Source organism: Paenarthrobacter sp. NPDC090522, from assembly GCF_044769225.1.
Classification (GTDB): domain Bacteria; phylum Actinomycetota; class Actinomycetes; order Actinomycetales; family Micrococcaceae; genus Arthrobacter.
Map to the genome: position 1 here is coordinate 267,846 of NZ_JBIVXL010000001.1, position 15,461 is coordinate 283,306.

11 protein-coding genes are annotated in these 15,461 nt (G+C 64.4%); 5 read left to right on the forward strand and 6 right to left on the reverse strand.

What is annotated here, in order from left to right:
- Nucleotides 1-5: 5 nt before the first annotated feature.
- The 4 genes from leuS to ACIQT2_RS01240 all read right to left on the reverse strand — a co-directional run bounded on the left by leuS (nucleotide 6) and on the right by ACIQT2_RS01240 (nucleotide 7,095).
- Nucleotides 6-2,534 (reverse strand): leucine--tRNA ligase, encoded by a 2,529-nt coding sequence (gene leuS / locus ACIQT2_RS01225; protein ID WP_402942802.1) that lies wholly within the window; start codon nucleotides 2,532-2,534, stop codon nucleotides 6-8.
- A 361-nt stretch (nucleotides 2,535-2,895) separates the two neighbouring features.
- Nucleotides 2,896-4,410: a glycerol kinase GlpK gene (gene glpK, locus ACIQT2_RS01230; protein WP_400332031.1), complete on the reverse strand. Its 1,515-nt coding sequence runs from the start codon at nucleotides 4,408-4,410 to the stop codon at nucleotides 2,896-2,898.
- Between the two features lie 54 nt (nucleotides 4,411-4,464).
- Nucleotides 4,465-5,217, reverse strand: coding sequence for an MIP/aquaporin family protein (locus ACIQT2_RS01235; protein ID WP_397321664.1), 753 nt, complete (start codon nucleotides 5,215-5,217; stop codon nucleotides 4,465-4,467).
- A 93-nt stretch (nucleotides 5,218-5,310) separates the two neighbouring features.
- Nucleotides 5,311-7,095: a glycerol-3-phosphate dehydrogenase/oxidase gene (locus ACIQT2_RS01240; protein WP_402942806.1), complete on the reverse strand. Its 1,785-nt coding sequence runs from the start codon at nucleotides 7,093-7,095 to the stop codon at nucleotides 5,311-5,313.
- Nucleotides 7,096-7,217: 122 nt separating this feature from the next.
- Here ACIQT2_RS01240 and ACIQT2_RS01245 point away from each other — a divergent pair, with 122 nt between their 5' ends.
- The 5 genes from ACIQT2_RS01245 to map are packed head-to-tail and all read left to right on the forward strand — an operon-like array spanning nucleotide 7,218 to nucleotide 11,932.
- Nucleotides 7,218-8,180 (forward strand): sugar-binding transcriptional regulator, encoded by a 963-nt coding sequence (locus ACIQT2_RS01245; RefSeq protein ID WP_400332025.1) that lies wholly within the window; start codon nucleotides 7,218-7,220, stop codon nucleotides 8,178-8,180.
- Between the two features lie 34 nt (nucleotides 8,181-8,214).
- Nucleotides 8,215-9,096, forward strand: coding sequence for an aldo/keto reductase (locus ACIQT2_RS01250; protein WP_400332022.1), 882 nt, complete (start codon nucleotides 8,215-8,217; stop codon nucleotides 9,094-9,096).
- 10 nt (nucleotides 9,097-9,106) lie between these two features.
- Nucleotides 9,107-10,051, forward strand: a complete 945-nt coding sequence (locus tag ACIQT2_RS01255; protein WP_402942809.1) for an alpha/beta fold hydrolase — start codon at nucleotides 9,107-9,109, stop codon at nucleotides 10,049-10,051.
- On the forward strand, nucleotides 10,048-11,154 hold the full coding sequence (locus tag ACIQT2_RS01260; RefSeq protein WP_402942812.1) for a glycosyltransferase family 4 protein: 1,107 nt from the start codon (nucleotides 10,048-10,050) through the stop codon (nucleotides 11,152-11,154). The genes ACIQT2_RS01255 and ACIQT2_RS01260 overlap by 4 nt, the downstream gene beginning before the upstream one ends.
- Nucleotides 11,147-11,932, forward strand: a complete 786-nt coding sequence (gene map / locus ACIQT2_RS01265; RefSeq protein WP_402942815.1) for a type I methionyl aminopeptidase — start codon at nucleotides 11,147-11,149, stop codon at nucleotides 11,930-11,932. Before ACIQT2_RS01260 ends, map begins: the two co-directional genes overlap by 8 nt.
- Here the strand turns inward: map and ACIQT2_RS01270 are convergent.
- Nucleotides 11,929-14,010 (reverse strand): primosomal protein N', encoded by a 2,082-nt coding sequence (locus ACIQT2_RS01270; protein ID WP_402942817.1) that lies wholly within the window; start codon nucleotides 14,008-14,010, stop codon nucleotides 11,929-11,931. The two genes, map and ACIQT2_RS01270, sit on opposite strands and share 4 nt — an antisense overlap.
- A gap of 146 nt (nucleotides 14,011-14,156) precedes the next feature.
- Entirely contained in the window at nucleotides 14,157-15,386 is a 1,230-nt protein-coding gene (gene metK, locus ACIQT2_RS01275) for a methionine adenosyltransferase (RefSeq protein WP_397321656.1), read from the reverse strand.
- Nucleotides 15,387-15,461: the final 75 nt, after the last annotated feature.

Sequence of the window (15,461 nt, forward strand, 5' to 3'; positions counted from 1 at the left end):
CCCCGCTAGGCAGGAACGATGTTCACCAGTTTAGGTGCCCGCACGATGACGGTGCGGATGCCACGGCCGTCCATGGCGCGCTGGACGTTTTCCGATGCCAGCGCGCGTTCACGCAATTCGTCTTCGCTGATGTCCGGGGAGACTTCCAGGCGGTCACGGACTTTCCCTTGCACCTGGACAACGGCAGTGACGGTTTCCTGGACCAGCAAGGACTCGTCGTGTGCGGGCCACCCTGCGTTGGCCACGGAGGCAGGGTGGCCAAGGGCGTTCCACAGATCCTCCGCAGTGTACGGAGCGAAGAGGCTGAGGATCACGGTAACAGCCTCAACGGCCTCACGGACTGCGGGATCGGCTCCACCGGCACCGGAGTCGATGGTCTTGCGCGTCGCGTTGACCAGCTCCATGAGGCGCGCGACAACCACGTTGAACTTGTTGTTGTCCAGCAGTTCCGCGGCATCGGCAATGGTCTTGTGGGTCACGGTCCTCAGGGCACGGTCGCCCGTGGCCGGATCGGTGCCGGGTTCGCTGGTGACGTCCTGGCCAAGGCGCCACGCACGGGCCAGGAACTTGCCCGACCCGGCAGGCGAAACGTCAGCCCAGTCAACGTCGTCCTCGGGCGGAGAAGCAAAGACCATGGTCAGGCGGACAGCGTCCACACCGAACTTGTCCAGCTGTTCGCCGAGGTCCACGCCGTTGCCCAGGGACTTGCTCATGGCCTTGCCGCCATTGAGCACCTGGCCCTGGTTGAGCAGGGCACTGAAGGGCTCGTTGGCTTCAATCAGGCCGATGTCCTTGATGACCTTGGTGAAGAAGCGGGCGTACAGCAAGTGCAGGATGGCGTGCTCCACGCCGCCTACATACTGCCCTACCGGCATCCAGTCGTTGATCTTCGCCGGATCGAACGGGCCTTCAGTGAAGTTCGGCGAGACGAAACGCAGGAAGTACCAGGACGAATCGACGAACGTGTCCATGGTGTCGGTATCGCGCTGTGCGGCGCGGCCACAGTTGGGGCACTCGACGTTGACCCATTCGACGGCGGCGGCCAGCGGTGATGTGCCCTTGGGCGCCAGCGCCTCTCCGCGGAGATCTTCAGGCAGCCTCACCGGCAGATGGTCATCCGGAACCGGCACCTCGCCGCATTCTCCACAGTGGATGATCGGAATCGGCGTGCCCCAGAACCGCTGGCGGCTCAGCAGCCAGTCGCGGAGGCGGAAGTTGACGAACTTCTCCCCGGTGCCCTGCTTTTCCAGGATGTCGATGGCAGCAGGGATGGCCTCGGCCTTGCTCAGGCCGTCCAGTGCGCCCGAGTTCTGCAGGGTGCCTTCGCCTGCGGTGGCTACGCCGGATTCCGCAGGATCGTCCTCACCCGTGTTCAGTACGGCGCGGACAGGCAGGTTGAACGCCTTGGCGAAATCCAGGTCGCGCTGGTCGTGTGCGGGAACAGCCATGATGGCGCCCGTCCCGTAGTCGGCCAGCACGTAGTCCGCGGCCCACACGGGCAGCTTTTCGCCGTTGAGCGGATTGATGGCGTAGCGGCCAGTGAACACACCGGTCTTTTCCCGCTCTGTGGACTGGCGCTCGATTTCCGAGAGCGCCTTGACCTTTTCGCGGTACGCCATGAGTTCGTCATGCTGTTCCGGGGTGACCAGGTCCAGGGCCAGGTGGGCGTCTGCTGCGACAACAAAGAAGGTTGCGCCGTACAGGGTGTCCGGCCGGGTGGTGAAGACAGTGACTTCGCGTTCGGGGCGGCTTCCTTCGGCTTCAATGACGAAGCGGACGTGGGCGCCTTCCGAGCGGCCGATCCAGTTCCGCTGCATGGCGAGGACCCGTTCGGGCCAGTGGCCCTGCAACTGGTCCATGTCTTCGAGCAGGCGATCGGCGTACTCCGTGATCTTGAAGTACCACTGGTTCAGCGACTTCTTGGTGACGGGAGTGCCGCAGCGTTCACAGGCACCGTTGACCACCTGTTCGTTGGCCAGGACGGTGAGGTCCTTGGGGCACCAGTTGACCGGCGAGTCCTTGCGGTAGGCCAGGCCGCGCTCGTAGAAGCGCTTGAACAGCCACTGCGTCCAGCGGTAGTACTCGGGATCGGAGGTGTGCAGGCGGCGGGACCAGTCGGCGGAAATGGCATAGCGCTTGAAGGACGCGGCCTGCGTATCGATGTTGGCGTAGGTCCACTCGCTGGGGTGGGCATTGCGCTTGATGGCCGCGTTCTCGGCGGGCAGGCCAAAGGAGTCCCAGCCGATCGGATGCAGGACGTCGTAGCCCTTCTGCCGGAGGTAGCGCGCCACGACATCGCCCATGGCGAAAGCCTCGGCGTGGCCCATGTGGAGGTCGCCTGAGGGGTAGGGGAACATGTCCAGCACATAGCGGCGCTCCCGCGAACCGTCATCTACGGGGGTGAACACCTTGAGGTCGTCCCAGACCTGCGGCCACTTGGCTTCCATGGCCGCGAAGCTGTAGACGCCCTCTTCGGGTGCTCCGGCTGCCGTTGCCTGTGCTGTTCCGGTCTCTGTCTCCGGCTGAACGCTCACTGCTGCCCTCTTCTGTTCTCGATGGCGGAATTACCTTCTGCTGTTGTCGCACGATCCCAAAGGCACAAAAACCCCCGGACACACAAAAGCCCCTCGACAATGGAGGGGCGGCCGCACGGCGAAGATTGCCGGGCGGCTAACTAAGCAGAAGGTTCGCACGCATACACATACCTTACCGCACCAAGCCCATGCGGTTGGTGCGGCGCGGAGCCTGGGCAGACAGAGGTTCCGGGGACTCCCGCCATGGTGTGGTGGGCACCGCGATGGGCCCCCAGCTGCGAGGGCCCCACCGCGAGCTTGCGAGCGGCGGGAGCAGCTGGGGACGGGCGGGCGGGAGTCCCCGGAACCTCGTCAGCGAGGACTACTTCACATCCTCGTCCACCCAATCCATGGACTTGGTCACAGCCTTCTTCCACAACCGCAACTGCCGCTCCTGCTCTGCCGCATCCAATTGCGGTTCCCAGCGCTTGTCCTCGCCCCAGTTGGCACTGAGCTCGCCGAGGTCGTTCCAGAAGCCCACAGCCAGGCCGGCGGCGTAGGCAGCACCGAGGGCGGTGGTTTCAATGACCTTCGGCCGGACCACCGGGACGCCCAGGATGTCCGCCTGGAACTGCATGAGGGCATCGTTGGCGACCATGCCGCCGTCGACCTTCAGCTCGGTGAGCGGCACGCCGGAGTCCGCGTTGACAGCGTCCAGTACCTCGCGGGTCTGGAAGGCCGTGGCTTCCAGGGCTGCCCGGGCGATGTGGCCCTTGTTGGCGTACCGGGTGAGACCTACGATCGCGCCGCGCGCGTCGGCACGCCAGTACGGGGCGAAGAGGCCGGAGAAGGCGGGCACGATGTACACGCCGCCGTTGTCCTCCACCGCGGCAGCAAGTTCTTCCACCTGCGGGGCCGAACTGATCATGCCGAGGTTGTCCCGGAGCCACTGGATGAGCGAGCCCGTGACCGCGATGGATCCTTCCAGCGCGTAGTGCGGTTTCTGGTCTCCCAACTTGTAGCCAAGCGTGGTCAGCAGGCCGTTCTTGGAATGGACAATCTCCTCGCCGGTGTTGAAGATCAGGAAGCATCCGGTGCCATAGGTGTTCTTGGCTTCACCGGGCTGGAAAGCCGCCTGGCCGAACGTGGCTGCCTGCTGGTCGCCCAGGATGCCGGCAACCGGGGTTTCCCGGAGCAACTGGGACGTGTGGACCTGGCCGTAGACCTCGGAGGAGGACTTGATGGCCGGCATCATGGAGGCCGGAACCCCAAAGATGTCCAGGATCTCCTGGTCCCACTGAAGCGTCTCCAGGTCCATGAACAATGTGCGTGAGGCGTTGGTGACATCGGTAACGTGCACGCCGCCGTCGGTCCCGCCGGTGAGGTTCCACAGCACCCAGGCGTCGGTGTTTCCGAAGAGGAGGTCTCCCGCTTCGGCCTTCTCCCGGGCTCCTTCGACGTTGTCCAGGATCCATTTGATCTTGGTCCCGGAGAAGTACGTGGCCAGCGGCAGGCCTACCTTCTGTTTGAACCGCTCCACTCCCCCGTCCTTGGCCAGTTCGTCGACGATCGGCTGGGTCCGGGTGTCCTGCCAGACGATCGCGTTGTAGACGGCCTCGCCGGTGTTCTTGTCCCAAACCACCGCGGTTTCGCGCTGGTTGGTGATTCCGACGGCGGCAATATCGTGCCGTGTCAGGTTCGCCTTGGAGAGAGCTGAGGCAATGACCTCGCGGGTGTTGTCCCAGATTTCGGCCGGGTTGTGCTCCACCCATCCTGCCTGCGGGAAGATCTGCTCGTGCTCCATCTGGCCCGTGGAAACGATGGTTCCCGCGTGGTCGAACACGATGGCGCGGGAACTCGTGGTGCCCTGGTCAATGGCGATGACGTATTGGTTCATGGTGACGTCCTTGTCTGTGGTTGGGTGGTTGGGTATTGCCTGTATGGAAAGGGATCAGCCGGCGACGGCGGGCATGATGTCCGGAACCCAGATGGCCACGAGGCCGGCGAGGGCGCCACCAACAAGGGGTCCCACTACCGGAATCCAGGAATAGGCCCAGTCGCTGGAACCCTTGCCCTGGATGGGGAGGACAGCGTGCGCAATGCGCGGGCCGAGGTCACGTGCGGGGTTGATGGCGTAGCCGGTGGGTCCGCCAAGCGACACGCCAATGCCGACAACGAGCAGTGCCACGGCCAGCGGTCCAAGGCCCGAAGGCGTACCGCCGAAGGTCAGGATCACGAAGACCAGCACGAAGGTGCCGATGATTTCGGTGATCAGATTCCACGGCGTGGAACGGATGGCGGGGCCGGTGGAAAAGGTGCCCAGCTTGTTGGCCGGAAGGGGCTCGGCGTCGAAGTGCTGCTTGTACGCGAGCCAGCACACCACGGCACCAAGGAAGGCGCCCAGGAGTTCGCCGCCGAAGTAGGTCAGCGTGGACCCAAAGGTGACTGCGACGTCGGGGGCGTATTCCTTGCTGCCCTTGACGAGCAGGCCCAGGGTGACGGCGGGGTTGAGGTGGGCCCCGGACTTTGCGGCCACAAAGACGCCCGCGAAGACCGCAATTCCCCAGCCCCAGGTCACCATCAAGAATCCAGCGTTGTTGCCCTTGGTGCCTTTGAGCGCAACGTTGGCCACGACACCGCAACCCAGAAGGGTCAGCATCATGGTTCCGAATACTTCGGAAAGGAAAACAATTCCAAGAGACATCTTTGACTCCTCATTCTTCTGTTATCAGCCCCCTCGCGGGTGGAAGAGGCTGTTGGAACGGCACCGTCGCCAGTGCCGTTCCGGTGGTGGGTTTCAGTCCACCAGGCTGTGCACGTTGACCTTGTGGTAACGGTGCAGGACCTCCTGCGCGAGGCGGACTTCCGCCTGCCGTTTCGTGGCGTCCCAACCGAGGGGGCCACCAAGTGCCTCGGCAATCTCGTTCAGCAGTTCGCCCGTGACCAGGCCACGGAATGCGAGCGAGGTGCGGCGGATCAGCACGTCAACCAAGTGCCCTACCTGCTCGTTATGTGCCATGAATTCCAGTTCCCTGACACTGAGTTCGCGGGTGGACCGCAGCGGGGCGTCCTCGCCGGCTTTCAGGAAAGCGATGACTTCCCCGGCGCGGGTGCCGTAGCGGGTCAGCAGCCCTTCAACCCGGCCCGCATCCAACCCCGGTCCCATATGCGACTTGATCCATTCCTGTTCGGCCTGGGCGGTCACGGGGAAGCCCGCGCCGCCGCCGATGGCGAGTTTCGCCGTCGAGACCTTGCGTTCTTTTCCGAGTTCCCGGAGGACGTCGTTGGTCATGTGTTCGGCCAACGCGCGGAATGTGGTCCATTTGCCGCCCACCAGGCTCAGTACGACGGCGGCCTTGCCGCCCGGCGTCGCGGCCGCGCCATCGCCGGTGCGGACCGAGCGTTCGATCCGGTAGTCCCGGGAGACGAACCCGGGCTGGGTGGCGTCATGCCGCGGCAGGGGACGGACACCGGAGAAGCTGTAGACGATGTGGTTGCGGTCCACGGCGATGGTGGGAAAGACGTGGCCCACCAGGTCGAAGAAGTAGTCCACCTCTTCTTCGGTGCACACCGCATCCTGGGACATGTCCGCGTCGACGTCGGTGGTTCCCACCAGCACGCGGTCGCCCATGGGGTAGATGAGGACGATGCGGCCATCAGTGTGCTCGAAGAAGATTTCCCTGCCGTTGCAGGCGGCGAGGAGTTCCGGGTGGTCCAGGACGATGTGCGATCCCTTGGTGCCGCCCATGAACGTGCTGGCAGCACCCATGGCCTGGTTGGTGAGATCCACCCACGCACCAGTGGTGTTGACGATGACGTCCGCCTGGAAATCGAATTCCCCACCGGTCAGTTCATCGCGAAGCCGCACCCCGTTGGCCCCCATGGAGACCAGTGAAACATAGTTGCTGGCACGGGCGCTGCCCCCTGCTGCTCCGCCTGCCGCGTGTCCTGCCTTCTCGCCGTCCTGGAGGACATCCAGCGTGAGCCGCTCCGGGTTGTGCACGGAAGCGTCGAAGTAGGTGGCGGTGTACTTGATGCCCTGGTGCAGCTGCGGCAACTCGGCCAGGGCCTTGTCGCGGCCAAGGAACTGGTGCTTCGGAACACTGCCGCCATCGCGGGAGAAGAAATCGTAGATGCTCAAACCGAGCTTGATGAGGAAAGCGCCGCGTTCCTTCGGCTTTCCCTGCTTGTGGGTCAGGAAACGCACCGGGGCAGAAAGAATGCCGGAGAAGGTGCTGAAGATCGGGATGGTGGTCTGGAGCGGCTTGACGTAGTGGGGTGCGATCCGCAGCAGGCGGTTGCGTTCCACCACAGATTCCTTCACCAGGCGGAACTCGCCGTTTTCCAGGTAGCGGATACCACCGTGGATCATGTGCGACGACGCGCCGCTGGCACCCTGGCAGTAGTCTCCGCGTTCCACGAGTGCCACGTCCACGCCCTGCAGTGCCAGATCCCGGAACGTCCCCACTCCGTTGATACCGCCACCGATGATGAGTACCTGGGCTGAGGGGCGTTCCTTCAAGGCCGCTGCCGATTCACGCCGACGTGCCTCGGACGAGGTACCGGAAATCCTGTTTCCCAAAACTGCTCCCTTGGGCTTGGTTCGTGCGTGGCGCTCCCCGCCGCTGCACCTTTCACCACTAATCTGGCGAAGGTGGAAAATGGAGTCAAGCTATTTGCACAAACGTGCAGCAAGGAAATGAGATGGGACGATCACGCCATTCGGACGCGCTGAGGGCCGCACAGATGTACTACCTCCAGGACCTGACCATGGACGCGATCGCCCGTGAGTTGAGGACCTCGCGTTCAACGGTTTCCCGGCTGTTGTCCTCGGCCCGGGAAACCGGCCTGGTTCAGGTCCAGATCAAGAGCCCCTTTGATACGGCGCCCGAACTTGAAAGCCAGATCCGCGACCGCTTCGGAGTGGACGTCCACGTGGTTCCGGTACTGGACACCCTGAACGAAGCCGAGACCCTGGACCGCGTTGCCATGCAGGCGGCCCGGACCATTGGCCCCCTGGTGGACTCGAACGCCATCATTGGGGTGGCCTGGGGAGCCACATTGAGCGCGGTCAGCCGGCACCTCACCCGCAAGGTGACGCACGACAGCATCGTGGTGCAGTTGAATGGGGCCGGAAACATGCAGACCACCGGTATTACCTACGCCAGCGACATCATGCGGCGTTTCGGAGGCGCCTATGGTGCACGGGTGGAGCAGTTCCCCGTTCCTGCGTTCTTCGACCACGCCGCCACCAAGACAGCCATGTGGAATGAGCGCAGCGTGCAGCGGATCCTCGATGTGCAGGCCCGCATGAGCATTGCCATCTTCGGCGTGGGCTCAGTGGACTCCGACTACCCCAGCCATGTCTACGCCGGGGGATACCTCGATGAACAGGACCTGGCGGCGCTGGCAGAGGACGACGTGGTGGGCGACGTTGCCACGGTCTTCTTCCGCAGCGACGGATCATCGGACGGCATCACCTTGAACGAACGGTCAACCGGCCCCAGCCACGAACAACTGCGCCAGGTCAGGCGCCGGATTTGCGTGGTCTCCGGTGCTTCCAAGATCAATGGGCTCCAGGGGGCGTTGGCTGCCGGGCTGGCAACGGACCTGATCCTCGACGAAGCATCTGCGCGGAGGCTGGTGAGTTTCACTGCCCACTCCTGAGGCAATCCGCCCCGGAATGGGTAGAGTCGTTGCTATGAGATTCCCGGCACGGCTGAGCCTGAACAACGGCGTCATGATGGACCAGATGGGCTATGGCCTGTACAAGGTCCCCCCGGCTGATGCCGACGCCTTGGTCAGCACTGCACTGGGGGAAGGCTACCGGCGCTTCGACACCGCAGCCATGTACGGAAACGAAGTCGGCGTGGGCCGGGCGATCGGCGGGGCCATCGGCGACGCACGGGACGCCAACCTGGGCACGGGCGGATCCGGTGAATCCGTCCACGCACTGACGCGCGAGGACGTTTTCGTCACCACCAAGGTCTGGAACGACCACCATGGCTACGATGCGACGCTCCGAGCCTTCGACACCTCCATGGCCAACCTTGGCCTGGACTACGTGGATCTGTACCTCATCCACTGGCCCTGCCCGGCCCGTGGACTGTTCGCTGAGACGTACAAGGCCTTGGAGACCCTCTACCGTGAGGGCAAGGTCCGGGCCATTGGCGTGTCCAACTTCCAGCCGGACCATCTTGAACAGCTCATGCAGTCCGCCGAAGTGGTTCCCGCCGTGAACCAGGTGGAACTGCATCCTTGGCTGCAGCAGGCCCGGCTCAGGACCCTGCACAGCCAGCTCGGCATCCGGACCGAGGCATGGAGCCCCTTGGGCCGCGGGCAGGTCCTCGGGGATCCGGCAATCGTTGCCCTGGCGGAAAAGTACAAGAGGACTCCCGCGCAGGTCATCCTTCGCTGGCACCTGCAACTGGGGAACCTGGTCATACCGAAGGCCAGCACGGCAGGACGCATCAAGGAGAACGTCAACGTCTTCGATTTCGAACTGGACAGCGAGGACCTGGACGGTATGGCGGGCCTGGAACGCCACCACCGTACGGGCTCGCATCCGGACAACGTGAACTAGGAATTACTGAATGGAAAAAGTGGACACCGCGCATCCCGTTGGGGGTGCACAGGCCCCCGTCGAGTTCTTCAGCAAGTCCTTGGCAGCCCGCACGGCCGCTTCCGATGTGGACGTCGATGGCAGCACCGTGGCCTATTGGACGTACCAACCGGTCAAGGCTACCGACAAGACACGGACCATCCTGGTCATCCACGGCTTCCGGGGCGACCACCACGGTTTGTTGCGGGTGGCTGACCTGCTCCCGGAGATGCGCATCATCATGCCGGACCTCCCGGCCTTCGGCAGCTCCGAGCCGTTCGTGGACGACGAACACAGTGTAGAGCGCTACGGTCGCTTCATTGAAGGCTTCATGGAAGCCTTGGGGCTGGGCCCGGAAACGGTCCTTCTTGGACATTCCTTCGGATCGATCGTGGCAAGCCATTTCGTGGCAAGCCATCCTGGCGCGGTGTCTCCCCTGGTACTGGTTAATCCCATAGCCGCTCCAGCCCTGGAGGGACCCAAGGGCGTCATGACCAAGCTGGCGGTCTTCTACTACCAGGCCTCGGCAAAGCTTCCCCGTCGCCTTGGCCTTGCCATCCTGCGGAACCGCGCAATCGTCCGGATCATGAGCGTCACCATGGCCAAGACCAAGGACAAGCAGCTGAGGCGCTTCATCCACGGCCAACACGACGCCTACTTCAGCGCCTTTGCCGATCGGAACAGCCTCTTGGAATCGTTCAAGGCCTCCGTCTCCGGCACCGTCGCGGACGTGGCAGAACAGCTCAACCTCCCTGTGCTGCTGGTCGCCGGCGAAAAGGACGAAATTGCCACCTTGCCCAACCAGTACAAACTGCTGGAACGCCTCCCGGACGGGACGCTGGACGTGATTCCCGGCGTCGGGCACCTGATCCACTACGAAACGCCCGAACCGGCAGCTGCTTCCATCCGAACCTTCCTGGAGGAACATCCCGCGTGAAAATCGTCATCGACGCCCGCTTTACCAGGACAGACCACCACGACGGCATCAGCCGCTACGGCTCAAGCCTCATCGCAGCGACCGCGAAGATCGCCGACGTGACCATGCTCATCAATGACAAGAGGCAGCTTGCCCTGCTGCCCGACGTTCCGTGGGTCATGGTAAACAGCCCGCTCTCTCCCCTGGAGCTGTTCGTGGCACGGAAAGTCAATCCACTGGGCGCCGACGTTGTGGTCTGCCCCATGCAGACCATGGGCTCGTGGGGTCGGCAATACAGCTTGATCCTGACCCTGCATGACCTGATCTACTACGAGCACCCTGCGCCGCCGGGCTTCCTTCCGGCACCGGTCCGCCTGCTGTGGAGGCTTTACCATAAGGCGTTCTGGCCGCAGCGCGTGCTGCTGAACCGGGCCGAAGTGGTGGCCACCATCAGCCGGACCACCGAGGCACTCATGGCGAAGTACCGGCTCACGCGCCGCCCTGTCCGGATTGTCGGCAACGCCCCGCAGTCGGGACAGACGCCACGGGCTCCGGCGGACGGCGCGGACAAATCCCTGCTTTATATGGGCTCGTTCATGCCGTACAAGAACGTGGAGACCATGATCCGCGGCATGGCCGGGCTCCCCGATTACACCCTGCACCTGCTCAGCCGCATCACGTCCCAGCGGAGGGCGGAACTGGAAGGGCTGATTCCGGACGGCGCCAAGGTGGAGTTCCACAACGGAGTCACCGACGACGAATACGAGGAGCTCCTCCGCCGGGCCACCGCGTTGATCAGCCTGTCGCGGGCCGAGGGTTATGGCCTGCCCTTGGTCGAAGCGATGGCTTTGGGCACGCCGGTGATCGCGAGCGACATCCCCATCTTCCGGGAAGTGGGTGCTGACGCCGTCAGCTACGTGGATCCCGGGTCCCCTGCGGACTTTGCCGCCGCCGTGGCTGCCTTGGATGACGAAGCCCTGTGGCAACAGCGGTCGCGCCGTTCCGTGGAGCGGGCAGCGGACTTTAACTGGGACGAATCCGCGCGGCAGCTGCTTGCTGCAGCGGAGGAAGCCGTCGCCCTGCGCAAACGCAATGCCCCAAAGCGAAAGACCACCAATGATTGAAATCCTGCGCCCCTCCGAAGTCGCCAAAGCGAAAGTCACCGGCGCACTGGTTGCCGACATCCTTCAGGCGCTGAAGAACCGCGCGACCGTCGGCACCAACCTGTTGGACATCGACCGCTGGACCAAGGACATGATCGTCGAAGCCGGAGCCGAATCCTGCTACGTCGACTACGCTCCCTCGTTTGGCCGGGGTCCCTTCGGCCACTACATCTGCACCGGAGTCAATGACGCCGTGCTCCACGGCCTGCCCCACGACTACGCGCTTGCGGACGGCGACCTCCTCACTTTGGACCTCGCGGTCACCAAGAACGGAATCGCGGCAGACGCGGCCATCAGCTTCGTGGTTGGCACCTCGGCGCGTCCCGAAAGCCTGGCCATGATCGACGCGACGGAACGTGCCCTCGCAGCAGGCATTGCCGCAGCGGTCCCCGGCGCACGGATCGGCGACCTGTCCTCTGCGATCGGCTCGGTCCTCAAAGACGCCGGCTACCCCGTGAACGTGGAGTTTGGTGGCCACGGCATCGGATCAACCATGCACCAGGACCCGCATGTTCCCAACACGGGCAGGCCGGGGCGTGGCTATGAGCTCCGTCCGGGATTGCTGTTGGCACTTGAGCCGTGGGTCATGCAGGACACGGCGAAACTCGTGACCGATGCCGACGGCTGGACCCTCCGGAGCGCCACAGGTTGCCTGACGGCCCACACAGAGCACACCATCGCCATTACCGAGACAGGCGCGGAAATCATGACGCTTCCCACAGGCTCGTCCAGGCACTAGAGGACATCCACTCCGTCAAGCCGCAACTGGACGGGCCCGTGCATGCGCTTGGCTGCGTTGGCGGCCTTGACCGCCCGCATCGCCTGGGTGGCTGCGGCAGCTTCACCGTACGGGATGAAGAACAGCGTGCGGACATCGGCGTCGGGCTCCGATGCACCGGCGCCGTGCAGCTGTACCGGGGCAGGACCAACGCTCCGCAACGAATCTGTTGGCCGATTGAGCGCGGCGGTCAGTGTTTCCGAAAACGACACGACGTCTGCCCGGGTGCCGGTGACGGAAGCCACCCGCACCGCCGGAGGCAACTGCAGCTCCTTCCTCAGGGCAAGTTCACGGGATGCGTAACCCGGAGCATCCCAGCGAAGCAGGGCCCCCGTGGCCGTGGTCTCGTCGGCGGTGATGACCACCAGTCCTCCTTGGCCCGCTGGACGCACCAGGGCGGCCGCGTTGAACCACCGGCGAACCGTGTCCTCGCCCGACCGCAGGTTTTCCCGGCGCAACAGGGAATTCCCGTCCAGGAGCAACGCCGCCGCGTAACCCTCCGGGGCTACGGGTTCGGCACCCACTGTGGCCACAACCAGGGCGGGCGACCCCGGCACGGTCGCCTTGATGTGCTCGCCGGATGAGGTAATGACTGTGTGCCCGGGAAAGGCCCTGCCAAGTTCTTCGGCGGTCCGGATGGCACCCGTGGCACCGCGCCTCAAGTGGACGCCATTGCAGTGCGCACAACGCCACTGCGGAGCCGGCGTAGAACACCAACGGCAGGCAGGCAGGGCGGAGCCGCTGGATGTTGCCAACGGGCCCTGGCACACAGTGCAACGGGCCGGCTCGCGGCACGTTTGGCAAACGAGGGACGGTGCGTAGCCTGCCCGGGCCACCTGGACCAGGACCGGGCCCCGTTCCAAGCCTTCTTTCGCGGCTTTCCAGGCCGCCCCGGGAAGGCGCGCAACGCGTGCCAAGGGATCGCGTTCCTGTTCGAAGCTGTCCGCCGTATTCAGTACCCGCGGCGCCGTGGCGCGGACGGCTACCCGCGGGGCCTCGATGGGCACCGCCCACTGAAGCTCCACGAGCCGTTGCAGCTCGGTGCTGCGGCTATGCGAAGCAAGCAGGCAGGCCGTCTCTTCCTGTTCCGAGCGCAGCAACAGGATCTCGCGCGTGTGCGCGTACGGCGCCCGTTGATCGATGTGCAGGTCATCGCCGTCATCCCAGCACACCATCAACCCGGGATTGCGCACTGGCGCGTAGGCGGCCGAGCGGGTGCCGATGGCCACTCCCGCCTGGCCCATCAGGAGCCTCAAGAAGTTCCGGTACCGTGGCGTCTGACCGTCGTCGGCGGTCAAACGTGCAATATCGGTGGCGGGCAAGACCTCCGCCAACGCCGCCTCAAGTCGCTCCAGGTCCCGGTAGTCCGGAACCACCACCACGGCGCCGCGGCCGGAACTGCGGACAGCGGCCACGGCCGAGGCCAGCATTGCGGGCCACCCGTGGCGGCCAAATCCCTGGAGAGCGGTCAGCACGGCCTTGGGTGTGCCGCCCGCAGCCAGATGCCGCAGGAACGGCGTCCCATTGGTGTAGGAGGTCCACGACCCGGCGTCCACCACCGGAGCGGTTGCGGTGACATCCTGCTCCGGGGTCTCCAAAGCTTCCTTCTCCACCTTCGCTACCCGTGGCGGAATAGCCGTCCGCAGGACGTCGCTGAGGGTTCCGGCGTACCGGGCAGCCACCGCGGCAGCGAGGCGGCTGATGGCCGGCGTCATCACTGCCACCGGTGACACCACTTTGTGGAGGGGGATCAGACCATGCCCCGCGTCGGAGACCTGACGCCTTTCGGCAAGGTAGCCATTCAGTTCCTGCCCGCTGAACTTCACCTTGACCCGCACACCCGGGACGGCCGTCTCTGCCAGCTCGATGGGGACGGCGTAGTCGAAGGTCCGGTCCAAATGCGGCAAGGGAGACTCCAGGACCACCCGCGCAACCGGGTCCACGGCTGCGAGGGGCGGCCCCTTGACGGCTGGCTTCGTCGGAAAGCCCTGCAGCAACGACGGCTGAAGCAAAGACGGCTGGATATCCTGTTCCGCCATATACTCCGCCTCCATCCTGTGATCAGTTCTGCCTGTCCGCCGGTCAACGCAGGATGCCCGCAGTGGGATTGACCCACTGCGGGCATCTCTGGCTCAAGCCAATCACGGGCCGCCGACATTAAGGCAATCAGCGGCGGCTCCGGAGCTCAGGCGTTGAAGAACTCCTTGAGGTCCGCTACCCGGTCCAGGCGTTCCCATGTGAAGTCCGGCTCATCGCGGCCGAAGTGGCCGTGGGCCGCCGTCTTGGCGTAGATGGGGCGCTTCAGGTCCAAGGCGTCGATGATCGCCCGCGGGCGGAGGTCGAAGATCTCGTTGATGGCCTCGCTGATGCGTGCCGGATCCACGGTCTCCGTGCCGAAGGTCTCCACGTAGGTACCAACCGGCCGTGCCTGCCCGATCGCGTAGGCGATCTGGATTTCGGCGCGCTTGGCAAGTCCTGCGGCCACCACGTTCTTCGCGACCCAGCGCATGGCGTACGCCGCGGAACGGTCCACCTTGGACGGGTCCTTGCCGGAGAAGGCACCGCCGCCGTGGCGGGAGAATCCGCCGTAGGTGTCCACGATGATCTTGCGCCCGGTCAGTCCGGCGTCACCCACGGGTCCGCCGATCACGAAGGCACCGGCAGGGTTCAGGATGTTCGCCACACGCGAGAGGTCAAGGTTGGCTGCTGCAAGGACAGGATCGATGACGTGGCTTGCCAGATCGGCACGCAACTGCTCCAGGCTCGCGTCCTCTGCGTGCTGGCTCGAAATGACCACAGTTTCAACGGAAACCGGCCGGTCGCCGTCGTACCCTACCGTGACCTGGGTCTTGCCGTCGGGCCGCAAGTATGCGAGTTCGCCGCTCTTGCGGACTTCGGTAAGCCGCTCGGACAAGCGGTGTGCCAACCAGATGGGAGTCGGCATGTAGGAGGCGGTCTCGTCGCTTGCGTAGCCGAACATGATGCCCTGGTCGCCGGCGCCCTGGAGGTCGTAGTCGTCTTCCTGGCGTCCTTCACGGGCCTCGAGCGAGTTGAACACGCCCCCGGCGATGTCGTTGGACTGCTGGCCGATTGAAACAGAAACGCCACACCGTGCGCCATCGAAGCCATTGGCAGAGGAGTCGTAGCCGATGCCGAGGATGGTCTCGCGGACAATCTGCGGAATCTCCACATAGGCGTCGGTGGTGACCTCACCCGCCACGTGCACCAGGCCGGTGGTGGCCATGGTTTCAACGGCCACACGTGACTCGGGGTCTGCAGCGAGCAGCGCGTCAAGGATGGAGTCGCTGATCTGGTCGCAGATCTTGTCCGGGTGTCCCTCGGTGACCGACTCGGAAGTGAAGAGCCGGAGCTTGGACGGGGTGCCATGGTGTTCATGGTGAAGCGGTAAAGTCACTCGACCACCTTACTGGGTTACGGGGCGGCGGCATTTGCCGTGTGTCCCTATGCTAAGAGTTCTTTGCTTCGGCCT

Excerpts from the sequence above, each read along its gene's own strand:
- ACIQT2_RS01255 (WP_402942809.1), top strand. The coding sequence starts at position 9,107 with ATGGAAAAAGTGGACACCGCGCATCCCGTTGGGGGTGCACAGGCCCCC.
- ACIQT2_RS01270 (WP_402942817.1), bottom strand. The coding sequence starts at position 14,010 with ATGGCGGAACAGGATATCCAGCCGTCTTTGCTTCAGCCGTCGTTGCTG.
- ACIQT2_RS01245 (WP_400332025.1), top strand. The coding sequence starts at position 7,218 with ATGGGACGATCACGCCATTCGGACGCGCTGAGGGCCGCACAGATGTAC.
- ACIQT2_RS01250 (WP_400332022.1), top strand. The coding sequence starts at position 8,215 with ATGAGATTCCCGGCACGGCTGAGCCTGAACAACGGCGTCATGATGGAC.
- glpK (WP_400332031.1), bottom strand. The coding sequence starts at position 4,410 with ATGAACCAATACGTCATCGCCATTGACCAGGGCACCACGAGTTCCCGC.
- map (WP_402942815.1), top strand. The coding sequence starts at position 11,147 with ATGATTGAAATCCTGCGCCCCTCCGAAGTCGCCAAAGCGAAAGTCACC.
- ACIQT2_RS01235 (WP_397321664.1), bottom strand. The coding sequence starts at position 5,217 with ATGTCTCTTGGAATTGTTTTCCTTTCCGAAGTATTCGGAACCATGATG.